Below are 20246 nucleotides of genomic sequence, written 5' to 3' on the forward strand. Positions count from 1 at the left end.
TGCCGCCCCAAGGTCAAGGCAAGCCGGCCTTGCAGGCGCTGCAACTCAGTCGCGGCTGCGGATGACCTTGGCCAGCGGCTCGAAGAGTTGCGGATTGGCGGCGATCAGGCGGCCGGATTCCAGCGGGCTGTCGCCGTCGCGGATGCCTTCGACAAAGCCGCCGGCCTCGCGCACCATCAGGATGCCGGCCGCCACGTCCCAAGGCTTGTTGCCCCGTTCCCAATAGCCGTCATAGCGGCCCGCCGCCACATAGGCCAGATCCAGGGCCGCGGCCCCCATCCGGCGCACGCCGGCGGTCAGCGGCATCAGGCGGGCCAGATCCTGCAGCGCGGCCGGCAGGGGGCCGTTGCCGGCGAAGGGTATGCCCGTGGCGAACAGCGATTCGTCCATCCGCCGCCGGCCCGACACCCGCAGCCGCTGGTCGTTCATGAAGGCCCCGCCGCCCTTTTCGGCCACGAACAGCTCGTCCTTGGCGGCGTCGAAGATCACCGCGGCGACGATCTCTCCCTTGTGTTCCAGGGCGATGCTGACCGCCCAGTGCGGCAGGCCGTGCAGGAAGTTGGTGGTCCCGTCCAAGGGATCGACGATCCAGCGCCGGGTCGGATCCTCGCCCGCTTCCTCGCCGGTTTCCTCGCCCAGCCAGCCATAGTTGGGACGCGCGCCGCGCAGTTCTTCCTTGATGATGCGCTCGGCCTCCTGATCGGCCTTGCTGACGAAGTCGCCCGCGCCCTTGACGCTGACCTGAAGGTTCTCGACCTCGCGGAAATCCTTGACGAGGCTGCGCCCGGCCTTGCGGGCGGCCTTGATCATGACGTTCAGATTGGCGCTTGCCATAGCATTCCTCGGGACATGGGGTTGGGGGCGTCATAGGGGCAAGCCGCGGGAATGTGAAGCGCCGGGGGCTAAGGCGGCGGCGCCCCGCAGCATCCGCAGGGGTTCGGTCCGCGACAGGCGCAGCACATGGGCCATGTAGGGCTGGCCCAGATCCTCGGACCGCACCGCCGCGTAAAGTCGGCGGATGATGCCGCTGCGGGTCAGGGGCAGCATGGCGATTTCCGCATTGGCGGATTCGCGGCGCAGCACCCAGTCGGGCATCACCGCCACGCCCCGGCCAGAGGCCACCAGCATCAGCGATACGGCGGTCAGTTCGACGGTGCGCTGCTGCGCCGGTTCCACCCCCGCCGGCGTCAAGAACTGGCTGAAGACGTCCAGCCGCGCCCGGTCCATCGGATAGGTGATCAGCGTCTCGCCCGCCAGATCCGCGGGATCGGCATGGCCTTTCGCCACCAGCGGATGGCCGGCCGGCACCACCAGCGTCGGCGCATAGTCGAACAGCGGCTGGTAGGTGATGCCTGCCATCTCCTCGGGGTCGGAGGAGATCACCAGATCGACCTCTTGCCGCGCCAGTGCGGGCAGCGCGCCGAAGGCCAGCCGCTGGCGGATGTCCAGGTCCACCTCGGGCCAGGCGCGGCGGAAGATGTCCAGCACCGGCAGCAGCCAGTCGAAGCAGGCGTGGCATTCCATGGCGATGTGCAGCCGCCCGATGCGGCCGGCCTCGACGCCCTTGAACTCGGCCTCGGTGGCGGCGACCAGCGGCAGCACCTGTTCGGCCAGCCGCAGCAGGCGCATCCCCGCGGGCGACAGGCGCATCGGCTTGGCGCGGCGGACGAACAGATCGACCCCCGCCTGCTCCTCGAGCGCCTTGACCTGGTGGGACAGGGCCGATTGCGTGATGTTCAGCACTTCGGCTGCGCGGGCGAGACCTCCCTGTTCATGGATCGCGCGGACCGTCCGCAGGTGGCGCAGTTCAAGGTGCATGGTGAGGCGGTCTCATGTTGATCTTGAGGATTATGAATTTGTCTCACAGACTGCGGCATGGCACAAGCGCCCGGAGCCAAAGGAATCGCCATGCCCCGCCCCAAGATCAGCTTCGAGTTCTTTCCGCCCAAGACGCTGGATGCGTCCTTCCGGCTGTGGGAAACCGCGCGGGCCCTGGCGCCGCTGGCCCCGGATTTCGTGTCGGTCACCTATGGCGCGGGGGGCACCACCCGCAAGCTGACGCACGAGGCGGTGACGACCATCCACCGCCACTACGGCCTGCCGGTTGCCGCCCACCTGACCTGCGTCGAGGCCACGCGGGCCGAGACGATGGAGATCGTGCAGGCCTATGCCGATGCCGGAATCCGCGAGATCGTGGCCCTGCGCGGCGACGCGCCGAAGGGCCAGGACCGCTTCACCCCCCACCCCGAGGGCTTTGCCGACACGGTCGAGCTGATCGAGGCAATCGCGGCGCGCGGCGACATGACGATCCGCGTCGGCGCCTATCCCGAAGCGCATCCCGACAGCAGCGGGACGGACGCCGACGTGGCCTGGCTGAAGCGCAAGATCGACGCGGGCGCGACAAGCGCCATCACCCAGTTCTTCTTCGAGGCGGACACCTTCTTCCGCTTCCGGGACAAATGCGCGGCTGCGGGGATCGAGGCGCCGATCATCCCCGGCATCCTGCCGATCCAGGGCTGGGCCGGGACGAAACGCTTCGCCGCGGCCTGCGGCACCAGCGTGCCCGCCTGGGCCGAGGAGGCGTTCGGTGCCGCCGCCGCCCGGGGTCCGGCGGCGGAACGCGCGCTGTCCGAAGAGGTCTGCGTCACGCTGTGCCAGGCGCTGCTGGACGGGGGCGTGGAGCGGCTGCATTTCTACACGCTGAACCGGCCCGACCTGACGCTGGCGGTCTGCCGGGCTCTGGGGGCACGGCCCCTGCGCGATCTGGGCGCCGTGGCCTGAGCGGCACCCGTGGAACGGGGGTTTTCCACCCCCGACCCCCGGAGGATATTTGCGCACAGAAGATGCGGCCTAGTCGAAGCCCATCACCGTGGCGCGGGTCATCGCGCCGAAGCCATTGAAGCGCGTGTTGGTCACGACCGAATAGGCGCCCGCGCCGTGGAAGATCACATAGTCGTCCTCGGCGATGTCCTCGGGAAGCGACAGTTCGCCCGGCAGGCGATCCACGGAATCGCAGGTCGGGCCGAAGATCACGCGGCCGCTGCGCTCGGCGGTGCGGGGCTTGCCCTGCGGGGTCAGGACCTCGATCCGGTCGATATTGCCGATGATCGGCAGTTCCGCCAGCCCGCCATAGACGCCGTCGTTCAGGAACACGCCGGCCCCGTCGCGCACCCCCTTGACCCGGGCGATCAGGGCGTAGGCATCGGCGCAAAGGCCGCGCCCCGGTTCGCAGACAAGCGCGGGGGCATCGTCGCCGAAGCATTCCGCCACCGTGTCGCCGATCTCGGCGAAGATCGAGGGAAGATCCGGCTCGACCCCCACGACGCGATGCGAGGGGAAGCCGCCGCCCACGTTCAGCCGACGCGCCCGCACGCCCGCCATGTCGCAGATCTCGCGCGCGACGCGGATATAGCTTTCCCAGGCGATCGGGTCGGTGCATTGTGTGCCCGGATGGAAGGTCAGCGAGGCGACATAGCCCCGTTCCGCCACCAGCCGCAGAAGGTCCGCCGCGAGTTCCGGCGTGGCGCCGAACTTCGACCCGAAGTCATAGGCCGCGCCCAGGACCGGCAGCTTGAAGCGGGGAGAGATCTCTACCCCCTTGCCGTCCACATGGGTGGGCACCTGCTCGAACAGCTTGTCCAGTTCGCTGCGGCTGTCCACCGACCAGGCGCGGATCCCCTCGCGCACGCCGTGGGCGATCTCGCGCCGCGACCGGACCGGGTTGTGGTAATGGCGCGCGGCGCGGGGGGCCAGGCGGCCGATCAGGTCGATCTCGAAGGGCGAGGCCACGTCGAAGCCCTGGATGCCCGCCGTCACGAGGTTCTGGATCACGGCCTCGTCGGGATTCGACTTCACGGCATAGGTGACCAGCCCCGGAAAACCTTCCAGGAACTGCCGCGCCCGGTCCTGCAGGACGGTCGGGGCGAAGGCCATCACCGGGTGGTCGGGCTGAAGATGGCGGATGAGGTCGGCCGGATTGTCCCAGACGGTCTTCTGTGTTCCCATGGGGCGGGGTCCTTTCGCGCGTTCAAGCCAAGGCAGGGCGACAGGTCGAAGCCCCGTAATCCAGAGTGGCGCTTTTGGGTTCCATTTTCACCGATGAAAAGGGTAGATTCGTCGTCTTCCCCAGTTAATATGACGAACTTCATGTCATTGTGACCAGACAGGGATGCGCGCGCCGATGGATGACCTGGACCGCAACATCGTGGCGCAACTGTCCCAGGACGCCCGCACCTCGATCGCGGTTCTGGCGCGGCGGCTGAAGGTGGCGCGGTCCACGCTGCAGGCCCGTCTGGAGCGGCTGGAGGCCTCGGGCGCGATCGCCGGCTATACGCTGCGCCTGGGCGATGCCGCCACGCGCGGCCGCATCCGCGCCACCGTGCTGCTGGCCATCGAGCCGCGCAGCCAGCCCGCCATCCTGTCGCGGCTGAAGGCGATGTCCCAGGTCGAACGCATCCACACCACCAGCGGGCGCATCGACCTGCTGGTTCAGATCGTCAGCGGATCGACCGCAGAACTGGACGAGGCCCTGGACCGGATCGGCGCCATCGACGGCATCCGGTCGCATGAAAGCCTGATCCACCTGACGACCAAGCTGGACCGCGCGCTCTGACCGGGGCGCGCGCGGCCGGGGGCGGCGACGGCGGTCCTGTCTCTTGGCCTTTGTCGCCGGTTTCGCTAATCCCTTGGCCAAGCGAAGGGGATCAGCCACGATGAGCATGGACAAAAGCTTTGACGCCAGGGCCGCCGAGGCCAGGATCAGCGCCGAATGGGAACAGACGAACGCGTTCGCCGCCGGGGCCAATGCCTCGCGCGCCGAGACATTCTCGGTGATGATCCCGCCGCCGAACGTCACGGGCAGCCTGCATATCGGCCATGCCTTCAACAACACCCTGCAGGACATCCTGGTCCGCTGGCACCGGATGCGCGGCTTCGACACGCTGTGGCAGCCGGGTCAGGACCATGCCGGCATCGCCACCCAGATGGTCGTCGAACGCCAGATGGCGCAGCGCCAGGAACCCGACCGCCGCGAGATCGGGCGCGAGGCCTTCGTGGAAAAGATCTGGGCCTGGAAGCAGGAATCCGGCGACACCATCATCAACCAGTTGAAGCGCCTGGGGGCATCCTGCGACTGGTCGCGCAACGCCTTCACCATGTCGGGCGCCCCCGGCGCGCCAGCGGGCGAAGATGGCAATTTCCACGATGCGGTGATCCGGGTCTTCGTGGATCTCTATAACAAGGGCATCATCTATCGCGGCAAGCGGCTGGTGAACTGGGATCCGCATTTCGAGACCGCCATCAGCGATCTGGAGGTCGAAAACCGCGAGGTTCCCGGCCACATGTGGCATTTCAAATACCCGCTCGCGGGCGGTGAGACCTATGATTACGTCGAACGCGACGCGGACGGGAACATCACCCTGCGCGAGACGCGGGACTATATCAGCATCGCCACGACCCGGCCCGAAACCATGCTGGGCGACGGCGCGGTGGCGGTGCATCCCGAGGATGCGCGTTACGCCCCCATCGTCGGCAAGCTGTGCGAGATCCCGGTGGGACCCAAGGCGCATCGCCGCCTGATCCCGATCATCACCGACGAATATCCCGATCCGAATTTCGGCAGCGGCGCGGTCAAGATCACCGGGGCGCATGACTTCAACGACTACGGCGTGGCGATGCGCCACGGCATCCCGCTGTATGCGCTGATGGACACCAAGGGCGCGATGCGGTCGGACGGGCTGTCCTATGCGGAATCCGCCGCCATCGCGACCCGCGCCGCGCGGGGCGAGGATGTGGGCGACGTCTCGGCCGTGAACCTGGTGCCCGAGGATCTGCGCGGGCTGGACCGTCTCGAGGCGCGGCGGCGGGTGATCGGGCAGATCAACGCCGAGGGGCTGGCCGTCACCATCCTGCACAAGGAGATCGACCGCGACACCGGGGCCGAGCATCTGGAGCGCCGCCCCCTGGTCGAGGCCAAGCCGATCATGCAGCCCTTCGGCGACCGGTCCGGCGTGGTGATCGAGCCGATGCTGACCGACCAGTGGTTCGTGGACACTGCCCGGATCGTCGGCCCGGCGCTTGATGCGGTGCGCGACGGCCGCACCCGGATCCTGCCCGAGCAGCACCGCAAGGTCTATTTCAACTGGCTCGAGAACATCGAACCCTGGACGATTTCCCGCCAGTTGTGGTGGGGCCATCAGATCCCGGTGTGGTACGGGCTGGATCTGTCGGTGGAAGGACAGGTCGAGGATGACCATGATGGCAACCTGGACGACGTGGAACTGTTCGCCCTGCTCGAGGAGGGCCTGGTCCACCGCGATGCCATCCACCGCGCGGCTGTCAGCTTCTCCGAGGCGGCCGGGCAGTTCCGCGACCTGATCGCGGGCCTGCCCCAGCCGCTGGAGGTCGCCCGCGTTGTCGAGGTCGCGGATCGCGACGCGGCGATCGACGCCTTTGCCCGCGCGCTGGCCGATTACAACCTCACGCAGGATCCGACCCGGCTGATCTATCCGGTCTGGCGCGACCCGGACGTGCTGGACACCTGGTTCTCGTCGGGGCTGTGGCCGATCGGCACGCTGGGCTGGCCCGAGGACACGCCGGAACTGCGCAGGTATTTCCCGACCGACGTGCTGGTGACCGGCTTCGACATCATCTTCTTCTGGGTCGCCCGCATGATGATGATGCAGCTTGAAGTGGTGGGCGACGTGCCCTTCCGCACCGTCTATGTCCACGGCCTGGTGCGCGACGAGAAGGGCGCCAAGATGTCGAAGTCGAAAGGCAACGTCATCGACCCGCTGAGCCTGATCGACGACTACGGCGCCGACGCGCTGCGCATGACGCTGACCGGAATGGCCGCGATGGGCCGCGACCCCAAACTGGGCCCGAAGCATGTCGAGGGCGCGCGGAACTTCGTCACCAAGATCTGGAACGCGGCGCGGTTTGCCGAAATGAACGGGGTGCGCGGCGGCGGCCCCTGCCCCGGCCAAGCCACACCGTCAACCGCTGGATCATCGGCGAGGTCGCGCGGATCCGCGTGGCGACGGACGAGGCGCTGTCGTCCTATCGCTTCAACGACGCGGCGAACGGGCTTTACGCCTTTGTCTGGGGCAAGGTCTGCGACTGGTATGTGGAATTCGCCAAGCCGCTGTTCGACGGCGACCATGCCGAGGAGACGCGCGCGACCATGGGCTGGGTGCTGGACCAGTGCTGTCTGCTGCTGCACCCGATCATGCCCTTCGTGACCGAGGAACTGTGGCGGCTGACCGGCGAGCGGCCGAAGATGCTGGTCCACGGCGACTGGCCGGCCTATGGGGCGGACCTGATCGACGCCGAGGCCGACCGGCAGATGAACTGGGTGATCTCGCTGATCGAGGCGGTGCGGTCCGCCCGCGCGCAGATGGGGGTGCCTGCGGGTGCCAAGCTGGACCTGATCGTGACCGAGGCCGATCCCGCCGCCCGCGCCGCCCTGGCTGCCAACGGCCCGCTGATCGAACGGCTGGCCCGGGTCAACGCGCCGGTGGACGGCGTGGCAGGCAAGGGCATGATCGCCGTCGCCGTCCAGGGGGCAAGCCTGGCCCTGCCGATCGGCGCGGTGATCGACGCGGCGGCGGAAACCGCGCGGCTTCAGAAATCGCTGGCCAAGTCCGAAAGGGACGCGGACGGGCTGCGCAAGCGCCTGGGCAATCCCCGTTTCGTCGAGAACGCCGAGCCCGAGGTGATCGAGGAAACCCGCGAGAAGCTGGCGGCGCTTGACGATGACATCGCCCGGCTGACGGCGGCGCTGGCGCAGCTGGCGGCGATGTAAGCCCTTGCCGATGGGGCACCTGCGGCGCGTGCGGGTGCCTCCGGCGGGGGTATTTGGACAAAGAAGAAGTCTCAGAGCCGCGCGAGCGCCCGCGGCAGGGCCTGTTCCAGGATGTCCAGTTCGGGATCGGGCGCGCAGCTGATGCGGATGCAGCGATCGAGGGGCGCCACGCCGGGCATGCGGATGAACACGCCCTCGGCCGCCAGCCCATCGACCAGCCGGCGGGCGAAGGCGCCGTCGCGGCCGGTATCGACGGCCACGAAGTTGGTGGCCGAAGGCAGCGCCGCCATGCCGCTGCTTGCCGCGATGGTGGTGATCCGCTGCCGTGCGGCGCCGACGCGGGCGACGGTCTGCGCCAGCCAGTCCTGGTCCTGCAGCGCGGCCAGCGCGCCGGCCTGGCCGATGCGGTTCACCCCGAAATGGTTGCGCACCCGGTCGTAGGCCGCGATCAGGTCGGGGTGGCCGATCGCATAGCCCACCCGAGCGCCGGCCATGCCGTAGGCCTTGGAAAAGGTGCGCAGACGGATCACGCGCGGGTCGTCGGCGGCGATGGCAGGAAGGGCGGAGGCAGGGGCAAATTCGGCGTAGGCTTCGTCCAGGACCAGCAGCGTCGCGGGCGGAAGGTCGTCCAGCATCGCCTCGATCACCCTGCCCTCGTGCCAGCTGCCCATCGGGTTGTCGGGGTTGGCCAGATAGAGAAGCCGCGCGCCGGTGGTTGCCGCGCGGTCCAGCAGCGCCTGCGGGTCCTCGGCGTCGTGGCGATAGGGCAGCTTCTCCAGCGCGCCGCCGAAACCCGTGACGTGGAAGTTGAAGGTGGGATAGGCCCCGTCCGAGGTCACCACCGCATCGCCCGGCGCCACGGTCAGGCGCACGAGCAGCCCCAGAAGGGCGTCGATCCCCTCGCCCACGACGATGTTTTCCGCCCGGACGCCGTGATGCGCGGCAAGGGCCTGCGTCAGATCGAAGCTGGTCGGATCGCCGTATTTCCAGACCTCGGCCGCCGCCTTTTGCATCGCGGCAATGGCGCGCGGGCTGGGGCCGAAGCCGTTCTCGTTGGCGCCAAGCCGCGCGGCGAAGGGGCGGCCTGCCCGGCGTTCCAGCGTTTCGGGACCGACGAAGGGCACGGTCGCCGGCAGGCCGGCGGGGATCGGGGAAAGGCGGACCATCAGAAGGCGCGGAAGGTCATGGTCGTCAGCGTGCGGCTGATATGGGGGATGTCGAACAGCTTTTCGGAGAGGTAGCGGCCGACATCCTCGTCTTCCGGGATGTAGACCTTGGCGATCAGGTCGTAGTCGCCCGAGGTCGAGTAGAGTTCGCTGACCACTTCGCGGTCATAGATGGCCTCGGCGACCTGATAGGTCTTGCCGGGCTCGCAGCGGAACTGGACGAAGACGGGTCGCATCGGCAGCCTCCCTTGTGGATCGGGCGCAGGTTAGACCGCCACGGCGGGACGGGTCCAGACCCCGCGCGAATGTCCCCGCCAGAACCGCGTCAGCAGCAGCGCGGCCGCCACCGTCAGCCCCACGCAAAGCCCCAGCCACAGCCCGGCAGGCCCGAAGCCCAGCGGGAAGGCCAGCCCCCAGGCGACCGGCATCCCCACCACCCAGTAGCTGAAGCCCGCGATCCACATGGGCACGCGGGTGTCATGCACCCCGCGCAGGAAGCCGAGCGCCAGCACCTGCATGGCGTCGGCCAGCTGGAACAGCGCGGCGAAGAACAGAAGGCCGGTGCCGATCTGCACGATCGCCGCCGCCTGCGGATCGGCCGGGTCCAGATACAGCCGTACCAAGGGCGCGGCGGCGGTCAGGAACAGCACGATGGTCATGCAGGCAAAGGCCAGCGACATGCCGGTGACGGTCACGGCCGCGTCGCGCATGAAGCGGCGGTCGTTGCGGCCCTTGGCCTGCCCGACCCGGATGGTCGCCGCATTGGACAGCCCCAGATGCGCCATGAAGGCGATGGCGGTGATCTGCAGGGCGATGCCGTGGGCGGCCAGTTCCCGGGTGCCGATCCAGCCCATCATGATGTTCGAGCCGACGAACAGCCCGCCCTCGGCCACCATGGTCAGGCCAATGGGCAGGCCAAGCGCCGCCACGCTGCGCAGGGCGGGCCAGTCGGGTCGCCACAGGCGGTGGAACAGGCTGTATTTGCGCGCCATCGGCAGCCAGGCGGCATAGCCGACCAGCATCAGAAGCTGCAGGATCTGGACCGTCAGGCTGGCGATCGCCGCGCCCTGCACGCCCAGTTCCGGCGCCCCCAGATTGCCGAAGATCAGCACCCAGTTCAGGCCGGCATTGACCGGCAGGCCGGCCAGCGTCACCCACATCACCACCTGCGTCCGCTCCATCGCCGCCAGGTACGAGTTCAGCGTCAGCTGGCACAGGACGATGCCCAGGCCCCAGCCGGCGATGCGCAGGTAGTCCTGCGCATGCTGCGCGACGGCCGGTGACTGGCCAAGCGCCGACAGGATGGGTTCGGAAAACCACATCAGCGGCATCCCCGCCAGGCCGAAGCCCGACGACAGCCACAGCGCCATGCGCGTGGCGCGCCGGACATCGGCCTCGTCGCGGCGGGCGATGGCCGTGGCGATCAGGCCCAGGACGCCGGTGCCGAAGCCCATGCCCAGAAAGAACAGGATGTGGAAGAACGACGTGGCGATGACCAGCCCGGCCAGGGCCTCGACCCCGTACCAGCCGACCATGACGGTATCGCCCACGCCGATGGCCATGCGCGCCAGATGGCTGCCGATCAGCGGCAGGCCCAGCGACAGGGTCGCGGTGATATGAGGCAGGAAGCGGGACATGATCCCGCCATACTGCGGCGCCGGCGACCGCACAATCGGCAAAGCGCCGGCGGGCCTTGGCGCCGGCGCGGGCGATCAGGCGTCGTCCCGTTCCCGCGTCACGATCCGCAGCCGGCGCACGGTCTGGCGGATCCGGCCGCGCACCTCGTCGGGTTCGGTGGCGACGGCCTGGATCAGCGCGCGCATGTCGGCGCGGACGGTGTTCAACTGGTCGATCAGCGACATCACCATCGCCAGGGCGTCGTCGGGAAGATCGTAGGCGTCGGACAGGTCGCACAGCAGTTGCAGCCGCGCCAGATCCGCCTCGCTGAACAGGGGCCCCCGGGGCGTCATGGCAGGGCTGACCACCCGGGCCGCGACCAGGGCCGTCAGACGCCGCGCGTCCAGGTCGCCCAGGATCGCGATCACTTCGGTTTCAGAAAAACTGCGGGTCATGCTACTTCCCCCCGTTCCCCATCATCCCGGCCCGCGGATCATAGCCGTGGCCCTTGCGCCAGTTTTCCATGAAGCGGGCCAGATCCTCGTCCACCCTGGGCGGCATGACGATCTTCAGTTCGACCTGCTGATCGCCGCCGTTGATCCCCCGACCCCGCAGCCGCAGCTTCTGGCCGGTGCTGGCCCCCTTGGGGATGGTCACGCTGACGGGGCCGTCGATGGTGGGGACGGTGACCTTGCCGCCCAGAACCGCCTCGTCGAGGCTGATGGGCAGGGTCAGCAGGATGTCGTCGCCCTCGCGCCGGAAGTCGGGATGGGGGGCCACGCTGATCGTCAGATAGGCGTCGCCCGGGCCGCCCTGGCCCAGCCCGGGTCCGCCCTTGCCCTTCAGCCGGATGGTCTGGCCGTCCCGCACGCCCCGGGGGATGGTGACCTCCAGATCGCCGCCCTCGGGCAGGGTGATGCGGGTCTTGCCGCCGCGCGCGGCGGTCAGGAAATCCACCTGAAGGGAAAAGCGGTAATCCTGGCCGCGCATGTGGAAGTCGCGCATCTCGTCCGCGCCGCCGCCGCGGCCGAAGCCGCCGAAGCCGCGCCGCCCGAACAGGTCGGAAAAGACATCCGACAGATCCGGATCGCTCTCGAAGCCGTAGCTGCGGGCATAGGGGCTGCCGGCGGCCTCGGCATGGTCGCGCCAGGCGCGGCGCTGCGGGCGTTCCTGGCCCTGGGCGTCGATCTCGCCGGCATCGAAGCGGCGGCGCTGTTCGGGATCCTTCAGCAGGTCGTAGGCGGCGGATGCGGCCTTGAAGCGCGCCGTCGCCGCCGGATCGGGATTGAGGTCTGGATGGTCCGACTTGGCGATCCGGCGATAGGCCTTCTTGATCTCGGCATCGGTTGCCGATTTCGTCACCCCCAAGGCTTCATACGGATCGCCAGCCATCACCATTCCCCCAAATCGTCGCCTGTGTTCAAGAACATAGGCGGCATCGCGGTTTCATCAATAGGGCAGCGGATGCTGCCTGTGCAGCCGGTCGATTGCCTTGCGCAGATCGTCGGGCAAGGCCTTGCCCAGGCCCGCCAGCAGGTGGTCGAGCTGGTCCATCCGGGTGGCGCCGATGATCGGGACGACCTTGAAGGGCCGGGTCGATTGCCAGGCGATGGCCATGTGAATCGGATCCCAGCCATGTTCGGCCGCCAGCGCGTGATAGGCCTGGGTCGCGGCCAGGCTGCGCGCGGTCTTGCGCCCGCCCAGGTTGCCCTGCCCGCCCGCGGCCTTGTCCACCGCAGCGCGGCTGCCCTGGGGCAGCGCGCCGCCCGCATACTTGCCCGACAGCAGGCCGGCGGCCAGGGGCGAATAGGCCAGCAGCGTCACGTCCTCGTTGACGGCGGCCTCGGCCAGATCGGTATCGAAGAGGCGATGGAGCAGCGAGTATTCGTTCTGGATCGAGGCCAGGGGCGGGCCACCGATCCGGCCGGCCATGTCGCACCAGCGGGTCAGGCCCCAGGCGCTGTCGTTCGACAGGCCGAAGGCGCGGATCTTTCCCGCCTTCCGCGCCGCCGACAGCGCCCCCAGAACATCGGCCATGTGATCCAGGGTCTGCTGTTTCGACTGCGTCGAGGGATCGTAGCTCCAGTTCTGGCGGAAGGCATAGCTGCCGCGCACCGGCCAGTGCATCTGGTAGAGGTCGATGCGGTCGGTCCGCAGCCGCTTCAGCGAGGCGTCCAGCGCCCGGGCGACGGTGGCGCCGTCGAAGGGGGCGTTGTCGCGGACCATCTGGCTGGGGCCGGTGATCTTGGTGGCGATCTGGAGCCGGTCGCGGTTGGCCCGCCGGGCGATCCAGTTCCCGATGATGGTTTCCGTCAGGCCGATGGTGTCGCGCCGGACGGGGTTGACCGGATACATCTCGGCGGTGTCCAGGAAGGTGATGCCCGCCTCCAGGGCGCGGTCCATCTGGGCATGACCCTCGGCTTCGGGGGTCTGGTTGCCGAAGGTCATCGTGCCCAGGCAGATCGCGCTGACCTCGATATCGCTGCCGCCCAGTGTCACCCGCCTCATGCCGCTTCCCTTTCGCTGCTGCCGGGGCAACTTAGCGGCAGGCCTGCGGGACGCAAGCCGGTCAGGCGCGGGCGTAGCCCTGCGACGCGGCGATGAGATGGCGGGTATAGTCCTGCCGGGCGGTGCCCTGGCGCAGGGCCTGGACCTCCATCACCTCGACGATGCGGCCGGCCTGCATGACGGCCAGCCGGTCGCACATATGGCCCACCACCGCCAGGTCGTGGCTGACCATCACGTAGGTCAGCCCGTGTTCGGCGCGCAGATCGGCCAGCAGGTTCAGGATCTCCGCCTGCACGCTGACGTCGAGCGCGCTTGTCGGCTCGTCCAGCAGCAGCAGGCGGGGTTCGGCGGCCAGTGCGCGCGCGATGGCGACCCGCTGGCGCTGCCCGCCCGACAGCTGGTGCGGATAGCGGAAACGGAAGCCCCCGCCCAGGCCCACGTCGTCCAGAAGCCGCGCGATGCGACGGTCGATGTCGTCCATGCCCTGCAGCCGCAGGGTTTCCGACAGCACCGCATCGACCGAATGGCGCGGGTGCAGGCTGGCATAGGGATCCTGGAAGACCATCTGCACGGTCTTGTAGAAGGCCCGGTCGCGCCGCCGCGCGGCCAGGGGCTGGCCCGCCACCTCGATGGTCCCGGACCAGCTGTCGATCAGCCCGGCGATGGCACGCAGGATGGTGGACTTGCCGGACCCCGATTCGCCCACCAGGCCGAAGCTTTCGCCTTGGGCGACGGCGAAGCTGGCGTCCCTGACCGCGTCCACCCGGTCGGGAGCGTGGCCGAACCAGACGTCCAGATGATCGACCCTCAGCATGGGCGGCACCGTCGCAGGGGGGTACTTGGACAAAGAAGAAGCATCAGAGGCCACCCGGAAGCTGGCTTTCCAGGCTTTGCATGATCGCGTCGTCCTCGCGCCAGCTTTCCTCGCGCTGCAGGACCGGCAGGCGGTCCTGGGGGGCGTCCAGGCGCGGCAGGCTGTGCAGCAGGCCCCGCGTATAGGGGTGGCGGGCGTCGTGCAGATCCTTCGCGGCCAGCGTCTCGACGATCCGGCCGGCATACATGATCAGCACCCGGTCGCAGAACTGCGCGACCAGGTTCAGGTCGTGGCTGATGAAGATCAGGCCCATGCCGCGGTCGCGCACCAGCCGATCCATGATGTTCAGCACCTCGGTCCGCACCGACACATCCAGCGCACTGGTGGGTTCGTCCGCGATCAGGATGTCGGGGTCGGGGGCCAGCATCATGGCGATCATGATGCGCTGGCCCATGCCGCCCGAGACTTCGTGCGGATAGGTGCCCATCACGCGTTCCGGGTCGCGGATCTGCACGGCGGCCAGCATGTCGAGCGCCTTCTGACGGGCAGCGGCCCGGTTGCCGCCCGCGTGCAGGCGGTAGGCCTCGACGATCTGGTCGCCGATGGTCATGACCGGGTTCAGGCTGAACTTGGGATCCTGCATCACCATGCTGATCCGCCTGCCCCGGATCCGGCGCATCCGCCGTTCGGGCAGGTTCAGGATCGACTGGCCCTCAAGCTCCATCAGGTCGGCGGTGACGCGACCGGGCGGGCGGACAAGGCCCAGGATGGCGCGGCCGGTCATCGACTTGCCCGAGCCGGATTCGCCCACCACGCCCAGCCGTTCGCGGCCCAGGTCGAAGCCGACGCCGCGCACGGCCTCGAAGCTGCCCTGGCGGGTCGGGAAGCTTACTCGCAGGTTGCGCACCGAGAGCAGCGTCATTCCTTGGCCCCCTTCGGATCCAGCACGTCGCGCAAGCCGTCGCCCAGCAGGTTGAAGGCCATCGAGACGATGAAGATCGCGATCCCCGGCATGGCGGCGACCCACCAGAAGTCCAGGATATAGGTCCGGCCGTCGGAAATCATCGCCCCCCATTCCGGCATCGGCGGCTGCGCGCCGAGGCCGAGAAAGCCCAGTCCCGCCGCGGACAGGATGATCCCCGCCATGTCCAGCGCAACCCGCACGATCAGCGACGACACGCAGAGCGGCCAGATGTGCCGGACCAGCAGCCGCAGCGGCCCGGCCCCCTGCAGGCGCGCGGCGGCGATGAAGTCGGCATTGCGGATGGTCAGGGTTTCCGCCCGCGCCAGGCGCGCATAGGGCGGCCATGCCGTCAGGGCCAGCGCCAGGACCGCGTTGCCGATGCTGGCGCCCAGGGCCGCGACGAAGGCCAGGGCCAGGATCAGCTTGGGAAAGGCCAGGAAGATGTCGGTGAGGCGCATCAGCACCTGATCGACCCAGCCGCCCGCGAAGCCCGCCACCGTGCCGATGAACAGCCCGATGATCGGGGCGATCAGCGCCACCGTCCCGACGATGAACAGCGTGATGCGGGAACCATGGATCAGCCGCGACAGGATGTCCCGGCCCAGATGGTCGGTGCCCAGCCAGTGTTCCGCCGAGGGCGGCTGCAGCCGTCCGGCCAGATCCTGGGCGAAGGGGCTTTGCGGCGCGATCCACGGCGCCAGCACCGCCACGCCGATCAGCACCACCAGCACGATCAGTCCCAGCATCGCCAGCCTGTTGCCCCGGAAGGTCAGCCAGCCCTGATAGAGCGCGCCAAGCCGCGCTTGCCTGCGGGTCTGCGGGGCGTCGGAAAGAAGCCATGCGCGGTTCATCTCGACCTCGGATCCAGGACGCGGTAGAGGATGTCGCTGAGCAGGTTCAGCACCACGAAGCAGGTGCCCACCACGACGGTGCCGCCCAGGACCGCGTTCATGTCGCCGGCCAGCAGCGCCTTGGTGATGTACTGGCCAAGACCGGGCCACGAGAAGATGATCTCGGTCAGGACCGATCCTTCCAGCAGCGACCCGAAGGACAGGGCGATGACGGTGACCAGCGGGATCCGGATGTTGCGGAAGGCGTGGCGCCAGATCACCGCGCGTTCCGACAGGCCCTTCACGCGCGCGGTGGTGATGTATTCGGCCGACAGCTGTTCCAGCATGAAGCTGCGGGTCATCCGGCTGATATAGGCCAGGCTGAAATAGCCCAGCAGGCCGGCGGGCAGGATGATGTGGCTGAAGGCGTCCCTGAAGGCCGCCCAGTCGCCCGCGATCAGCGAATCGACCAGGATCAGGCCGGTCACGGTGGGCACCATCCCGTCATAGATGATCCCCTGCCGCCCCGGTCCGCCCACCCAGCCCAGGATTCCGTAGAAGACCAAAAGCCCCATCAGCCCCAGCCAGAAGATCGGCATGGAATAGCCGACCAGCGCCACCACGCGCGCCACCTGATCGACGATCCCGCCCCGCCGAGCGGCGGCGATCACCCCCAGGGGCACGCCGATCAGCACGCCGATCAGGGTGCCCAGCGTCGCCAGTTCGACGGTGGCGGGAAAGACCCGCAGGATGTCCTCGACGACCGGCTGCCCGGTCGAGATCGACCGCCCGAAGTCCCCGGTCAGCACGTCGCCCAGATAACGCGCGAACTGGACGTAGATCGGCCGGTCAAGCCCCATGGCCTGATAGACCGCGTCGTATTGCGCCTGGCTTGCGCGGTCGCCCACGACCTTCAGGACCGGGTCGATGGGCATGACGCGTCCGATGATGAAGGTCACCAGCAGCAGGCCCAGCAGGGTCAGCAGCAGCGACAGGATCGTGCCCGCGATGCTGCGGGCGCGGCGCCGGCGGGCGGCGGCGCGGCCGTCGGAGGGCGTCGCCGCCCCCCGCCGGTATCCGAGACGGCCAAGCCCTATTCGCCCTTCGTCACCTGCCGATACATGACCGAGGTCACCGCCCCGCCCGAGTTCCAGTTCTGCACGGTCTCGCGCAGGCCGGTATTCTCGACCCGCTGGAACAGCGGCACGATCGGCGCCTCGGCCTGATACTGCCTCTGGATGTCCTGGTACATCTGGGCGCGCTTCTCGGCGTCCTGTTCCAGGGTGGCGGCCACGGTGGCCTCGTTCATCTCCTGCGGGACGGCATAGGCGTTGCGCCAGGCCAGAAGGCCGGTCGCCTGCGCCTCGTCGCTGTTGTCGGGATTATAGGCGAAGGTCGAGGCGTTGGTGTTCGGGTCGGAATAGTCCGGCCCCCATTCGCCGATGAACACCGGCACGTCGCGGGCGCGATAGGCGTCCAGCACCTGCGCGCCGGTCATCTGCTGGATCTCCAGCGTCAGGCCGGCCTCGGCCATCGAGGCCTGCAGGGCCTGGGCCACGTCCAGATATTCGCGCAGGTCGCGGACCTTGGTGACGATGGTCTTGCCGGACATCCCGGCCTCGTCGATCAGCGCCTTGGCCTTGGCCACGTCAAGCGTCCAGGGCATGTCCTCAAGAGCGCCCAGATACCCCTTGGGCAGGAAGGACTGATGGGGCACGAAGGTGCCCTTGAGGAAACTGTTCGCGATCCCGTCGTAATCGACCAGGTACTTCATCGCCTCGACCACCTGGGGATTGGACAGCACCGGGTCCTTCTGGTTCAGGCCCATATACAGGATCCGGCCGCGCGGCTCGTCCTGGATCTTCACGCCCTCGACCGCGGCCACCGATTCCACGTCCGTGGGCGACAGGTTGCGGGCGGCGTCGATGTCACCCTGTTCCAGCAGCAGGCGCTGCGCGCTGGATTCGGCGACGTTGCGGACCACCACGCGCTTCATCGCGGGGGCGCCTTGGAAATAGTCCTCGTAGGCCGTCAACTGCACGGCCTCGTTCGGACGCCAGCCGGCCAGGATATAGGGACCCGAGCCCGCCTCGTTGGTGTTCAGCCAGGTGTTGCCCAGATCCTCGTCCTGGGCATTGGCCATGACGGTTTCCTTGTCCACCACGCTGGCGATGTTGGCGGTCAGGCAGTTCAGCACGAAGGTCGGCGCGTAGGGCTTGTCCAGATGCAGCGTCAGGGTGGTGTCGTCGAAGGTGATCTTTTCCTCGACGTTCTCGGGGGTGAAGCCGAACTGCGTCAGGATGAAAGCGGGGGTCTTGTTCAGGATCACCGCGCGCTGCAGCGACCAGGCCGCATCCTCGGCCCGGACGGGGTTGCCCGAATGGAAGGTCACGCCGTCGCGCATGGTGAAGGTGATGGACATGCCGTCGGGGGCCACCTGCCAGCTTTCGGCAAGCGAGGGCTTGAAGCCCGCCTCCATGTCCAGCGGGTCGAAATCCACCAGCCGGTCGTAGGTGTTCTGGTTCACGTCGTTGCCCGAGAACTCGAAGCTCTGGGCCGGATCGAGGCTGATGATGTCGTCGATGGCAGCGGCCACCACCAGCGTGTCGGCGGGCGTTTCGGCATATGCCGCGGGCGCAAAGGCCAAGGCTGATGCCAGCAGGATCGCGCGCGGGGTCAGAAGGTGTTTCATGATGCTTCCCTGTCGTTCGTCCCCGCGTCGTGGCGGGGTTGCATGACAGGCAGCGTGACCCAAGGCGGCACATGTGGCAAGGCCCTGATGGGTCGCGCCCGGGTCTGGCCCGGGAAATCCGGCCGCCTAGCGTCTGATGGCGCAGGCGGTCAGGACCAGCAGGCCGCCCGCCATCACGAACCAGGTCAGCGCATAGGTCAGATGCGGGTTGCGGAAGGCGATCACGGTCAGGCCGCCGACCGGCTGGCCATCGCCGCTGCGGTCGGCGTCGATGAAGTAGGGCGCGGCTTGGGGCAGGCCCAGGCTGGCGGCGATGGCCCGCGTGTCGCGCGAATACCAGCGGCCCGCCGCCGGGTCGTTGGCGCGCAGGAAGGCGCCGTCGGGCTGCGACATCCGCAGCAGGCCGGTCACGGTCTGCGGGCCGGGCGGCAGGGGCCGATCGTCGCGCCGGTCCGCGGCGACGAAGCCCCTGTTGACCAGCACCGTCCAGCCCTGGTCGGTCATCAGGGGCGTCATCACCCAGAACCCCGCCCCGCGTTCGGTGACGGCCTGCACCAGCACATCGCTGCCGGGCAGGTATTCCCCCTGCACGGCGACGCGCCGGTATTCGGCGTCATCCCGGCTCAGCCCCGCCCAGTCGCCGGGGGTGGCGCGGGAACCGGCGCGGCCGCGACGCGGGCATCGACGCGGGCGATCAGGTCGGTCTTCCAGGCCAGCCGCTGCACCTGCCAGATGCCCAGGCCCATCAGGATCAGGAACGCGATCCCCGCCGTGACCAGCAGGGCAGCGGGCAGTGCTGCGGCGCGACGAGACACGGTCACGACCCCAGGCCCAGGGCCTCGTGGTTCATCTGGGGCATCATGTTGGTGTTCATGTTGTACATGACCCACAGCGAGCCGGCCAGGACGATCACCAGGATCACCACCGTGAAGATCAGCGCCATCATGGTCCAGCCTTCGTCGCTGCGCGCGTTCATGTGCAGGAAATAGACCATGTGGACCAGGATCTGCGCCAAGGCCATGCCCACCACCACGGCGGCGGTCAGGAAGCGGCTTTCGAAGCCCCCCGCCATGACGATGGCGAAGGGGATCGCCGTCAGGACCGCCGAGAGGACGAAGCCCGTCAGGTAGGACCTTACGCTGCCGTGGTCGTGGCCGCCGTCGTGATGATCCTCGTGCGCCTCAGCCCGCCGCTGCGCGCGGTGCTTGTCGCCTTGGGCTTCGATCGAACTCATCAGATCATCCCCAGCAGATAGACGAAGGTGAAGACGCCGATCCAGATGACGTCCAGGAAGTGCCAGAACATCGACAGGCAGGACAGGCGGCGGCGGTTGGCGTCGATCAGGCCGCGCTGGCGGATCTGGATCATCAGCGTGACCAGCCACAGACAGCCGAAGGCCACGTGCAGCCCGTGCGTGCCCACAAGCGCGAAGAAGGCCGACAGGAAGGCCGACCGCTGCGGCCCGGCGCCCAGGTGGATCAGGTGCTGGAACTCGTAGATCTCGACGGCCAGGAAAGCCAGGCCGAAGACCAGCGTGATCCCCAGCCACATCAGCGTGCCGCGCGCATTGTCCCTGACCATCGCCAGCATGGCGAAGCCGTAGGTGATCGAGGACAGCAGCAGGAAGGCGGTGTTCAGCGCCACCAGTTCCAGATCGAACAGATCCTTCGGCCCCGGACCGGCGGCATAGCTGCCGCCCAGGACGCCGAAGACCGCGAAGAGCACCGCGAACATCAGGCAGTCGCTCATCAGGTAGATCCAGAACCCGATGCTGGTCGAGAGGCCCTCGGGGTGGTGATGCGGCTCGACGTCCCAGTAGTTGCCGGGCGCGGCCTGGGTGACGCTGCTCATGGA

Annotated in this window: 20 protein-coding genes and 1 pseudogene; 3 read left to right on the forward strand and 18 right to left on the reverse strand. The window is 68.4% G+C overall.

All coding sequences use genetic code 11. The annotated features are described in order from the left end of the window. Positions 1-45: 45 nt before the first annotated feature. Together ACZ1HC_RS03095 and ACZ1HC_RS03100 are read right to left on the reverse strand one after the other, a co-directional pair. Positions 46-834 (reverse strand): inositol monophosphatase family protein, encoded by a 789-nt coding sequence (locus ACZ1HC_RS03095; protein WP_472698703.1) that lies wholly within the window; start codon positions 832-834, stop codon positions 46-48. A 30-nt stretch (positions 835-864) separates the two neighbouring features. After that, entirely contained in the window at positions 865-1818 is a 954-nt protein-coding gene (locus ACZ1HC_RS03100; RefSeq protein ID WP_472698704.1) for a LysR family transcriptional regulator, read from the reverse strand. Positions 1819-1908: 90 nt separating this feature from the next. Between ACZ1HC_RS03100 and metF the strand changes: the two genes are divergently transcribed. Beyond that, positions 1909-2781, forward strand: coding sequence for a methylenetetrahydrofolate reductase [NAD(P)H] (gene metF / locus ACZ1HC_RS03105; protein ID WP_472698705.1), 873 nt, complete (start codon positions 1909-1911; stop codon positions 2779-2781). A gap of 69 nt (positions 2782-2850) precedes the next feature. Here the strand turns inward: metF and ACZ1HC_RS03110 are convergent, their stop codons facing one another. Beyond that, complete coding sequence (locus ACZ1HC_RS03110) at positions 2851-4005, reverse strand: type III PLP-dependent enzyme (protein ID WP_472698706.1); 1155 nt, start codon at positions 4003-4005, stop codon at positions 2851-2853. A gap of 175 nt (positions 4006-4180) precedes the next feature. On the opposite strand from ACZ1HC_RS03110, the gene ACZ1HC_RS03115 reads away from it, so the two are divergent. Both ACZ1HC_RS03115 and ACZ1HC_RS03120 read left to right on the forward strand, forming a co-directional pair. Continuing rightward, the gene (locus ACZ1HC_RS03115) at positions 4181-4612 is read left to right on the forward strand and encodes an Lrp/AsnC family transcriptional regulator (protein ID WP_472698707.1); all 432 of its coding nucleotides are present in this window, start codon (positions 4181-4183) and stop codon (positions 4610-4612) included. Between the two features lie 100 nt (positions 4613-4712). After that, a pseudogene (locus ACZ1HC_RS03120) lies at positions 4713-7801 on the forward strand (valine--tRNA ligase). Positions 7802-7872: 71 nt separating this feature from the next. Here ACZ1HC_RS03120 and ACZ1HC_RS03125 read toward each other — a convergent pair. From ACZ1HC_RS03125 to cyoC, 15 genes are all read right to left on the reverse strand, one after another. Further along, entirely contained in the window at positions 7873-8967 is a 1095-nt protein-coding gene (locus ACZ1HC_RS03125; protein ID WP_472698708.1) for a pyridoxal phosphate-dependent aminotransferase, read from the reverse strand. Next, positions 8967-9203 carry an Lrp/AsnC ligand binding domain-containing protein gene (locus tag ACZ1HC_RS03130; protein ID WP_472698709.1) on the reverse strand — a complete coding sequence of 79 codons (237 nt, stop codon included), beginning with the start codon at positions 9201-9203 and terminating at the stop codon, positions 8967-8969. The genes ACZ1HC_RS03125 and ACZ1HC_RS03130 overlap by 1 nt, the downstream gene beginning before the upstream one ends. Positions 9204-9233: 30 nt before the next feature. Next, positions 9234-10604, reverse strand: coding sequence for an MATE family efflux transporter (locus tag ACZ1HC_RS03135; protein WP_472698710.1), 1371 nt, complete (start codon positions 10602-10604; stop codon positions 9234-9236). A 75-nt stretch (positions 10605-10679) separates the two neighbouring features. Continuing rightward, entirely contained in the window at positions 10680-11039 is a 360-nt protein-coding gene (locus ACZ1HC_RS03140; protein WP_472698711.1) for a hypothetical protein, read from the reverse strand. A 1-nt stretch (position 11040) separates the two neighbouring features. Further along, positions 11041-11976 carry a DnaJ C-terminal domain-containing protein gene (locus ACZ1HC_RS03145; RefSeq protein WP_472698712.1) on the reverse strand — a complete coding sequence of 312 codons (936 nt, stop codon included), beginning with the start codon at positions 11974-11976 and terminating at the stop codon, positions 11041-11043. Between the two features lie 57 nt (positions 11977-12033). Continuing rightward, a complete protein-coding gene (locus tag ACZ1HC_RS03150) occupies positions 12034-13092 on the reverse strand; it encodes an aldo/keto reductase (protein WP_472698713.1) in 1059 nt (352 codons plus the stop codon). Between the two features lie 61 nt (positions 13093-13153). Beyond that, the gene (locus ACZ1HC_RS03155; protein ID WP_472698714.1) at positions 13154-13906 is read right to left on the reverse strand and encodes an ABC transporter ATP-binding protein; all 753 of its coding nucleotides are present in this window, start codon (positions 13904-13906) and stop codon (positions 13154-13156) included. 43 nt (positions 13907-13949) lie between these two features. Continuing rightward, a complete protein-coding gene (locus ACZ1HC_RS03160; RefSeq protein WP_472698715.1) occupies positions 13950-14828 on the reverse strand; it encodes an ABC transporter ATP-binding protein in 879 nt (292 codons plus the stop codon). Continuing rightward, positions 14825-15721, reverse strand: coding sequence for a nickel transporter permease (nikC, locus tag ACZ1HC_RS03165; RefSeq protein WP_472698716.1), 897 nt, complete (start codon positions 15719-15721; stop codon positions 14825-14827). The genes ACZ1HC_RS03160 and nikC overlap by 4 nt, the downstream gene beginning before the upstream one ends. After that, entirely contained in the window at positions 15718-16710 is a 993-nt protein-coding gene (locus ACZ1HC_RS03170) for an ABC transporter permease (protein WP_472700768.1), read from the reverse strand. Before ACZ1HC_RS03170 ends, nikC begins: the two co-directional genes overlap by 4 nt. An 83-nt stretch (positions 16711-16793) precedes the next feature. Further along, positions 16794-18392 (reverse strand): ABC transporter substrate-binding protein, encoded by a 1599-nt coding sequence (locus ACZ1HC_RS03175; protein WP_472698717.1) that lies wholly within the window; start codon positions 18390-18392, stop codon positions 16794-16796. Between the two features lie 126 nt (positions 18393-18518). Beyond that, the gene (locus ACZ1HC_RS03180) at positions 18519-18983 is read right to left on the reverse strand and encodes an SURF1 family protein (RefSeq protein WP_472698718.1); all 465 of its coding nucleotides are present in this window, start codon (positions 18981-18983) and stop codon (positions 18519-18521) included. Positions 18984-19015: 32 nt separating this feature from the next. Further along, positions 19016-19213, reverse strand: coding sequence for an SURF1 family cytochrome oxidase biogenesis protein (locus ACZ1HC_RS03185; protein ID WP_472698719.1), 198 nt, complete (start codon positions 19211-19213; stop codon positions 19016-19018). Continuing rightward, the gene (gene cyoD / locus ACZ1HC_RS03190; protein ID WP_472698720.1) at positions 19210-19626 is read right to left on the reverse strand and encodes a cytochrome o ubiquinol oxidase subunit IV; all 417 of its coding nucleotides are present in this window, start codon (positions 19624-19626) and stop codon (positions 19210-19212) included. The genes ACZ1HC_RS03185 and cyoD overlap by 4 nt, the downstream gene beginning before the upstream one ends. Continuing rightward, the gene (cyoC, locus tag ACZ1HC_RS03195; RefSeq protein ID WP_472698721.1) at positions 19626-20243 is read right to left on the reverse strand and encodes a cytochrome o ubiquinol oxidase subunit III; all 618 of its coding nucleotides are present in this window, start codon (positions 20241-20243) and stop codon (positions 19626-19628) included. The genes cyoD and cyoC overlap by 1 nt, the downstream gene beginning before the upstream one ends. Positions 20244-20246 lie beyond the last annotated feature (3 nt).

The sequence above is a fragment of the Paracoccus sp. BR5-17 genome, from assembly GCF_055693925.1.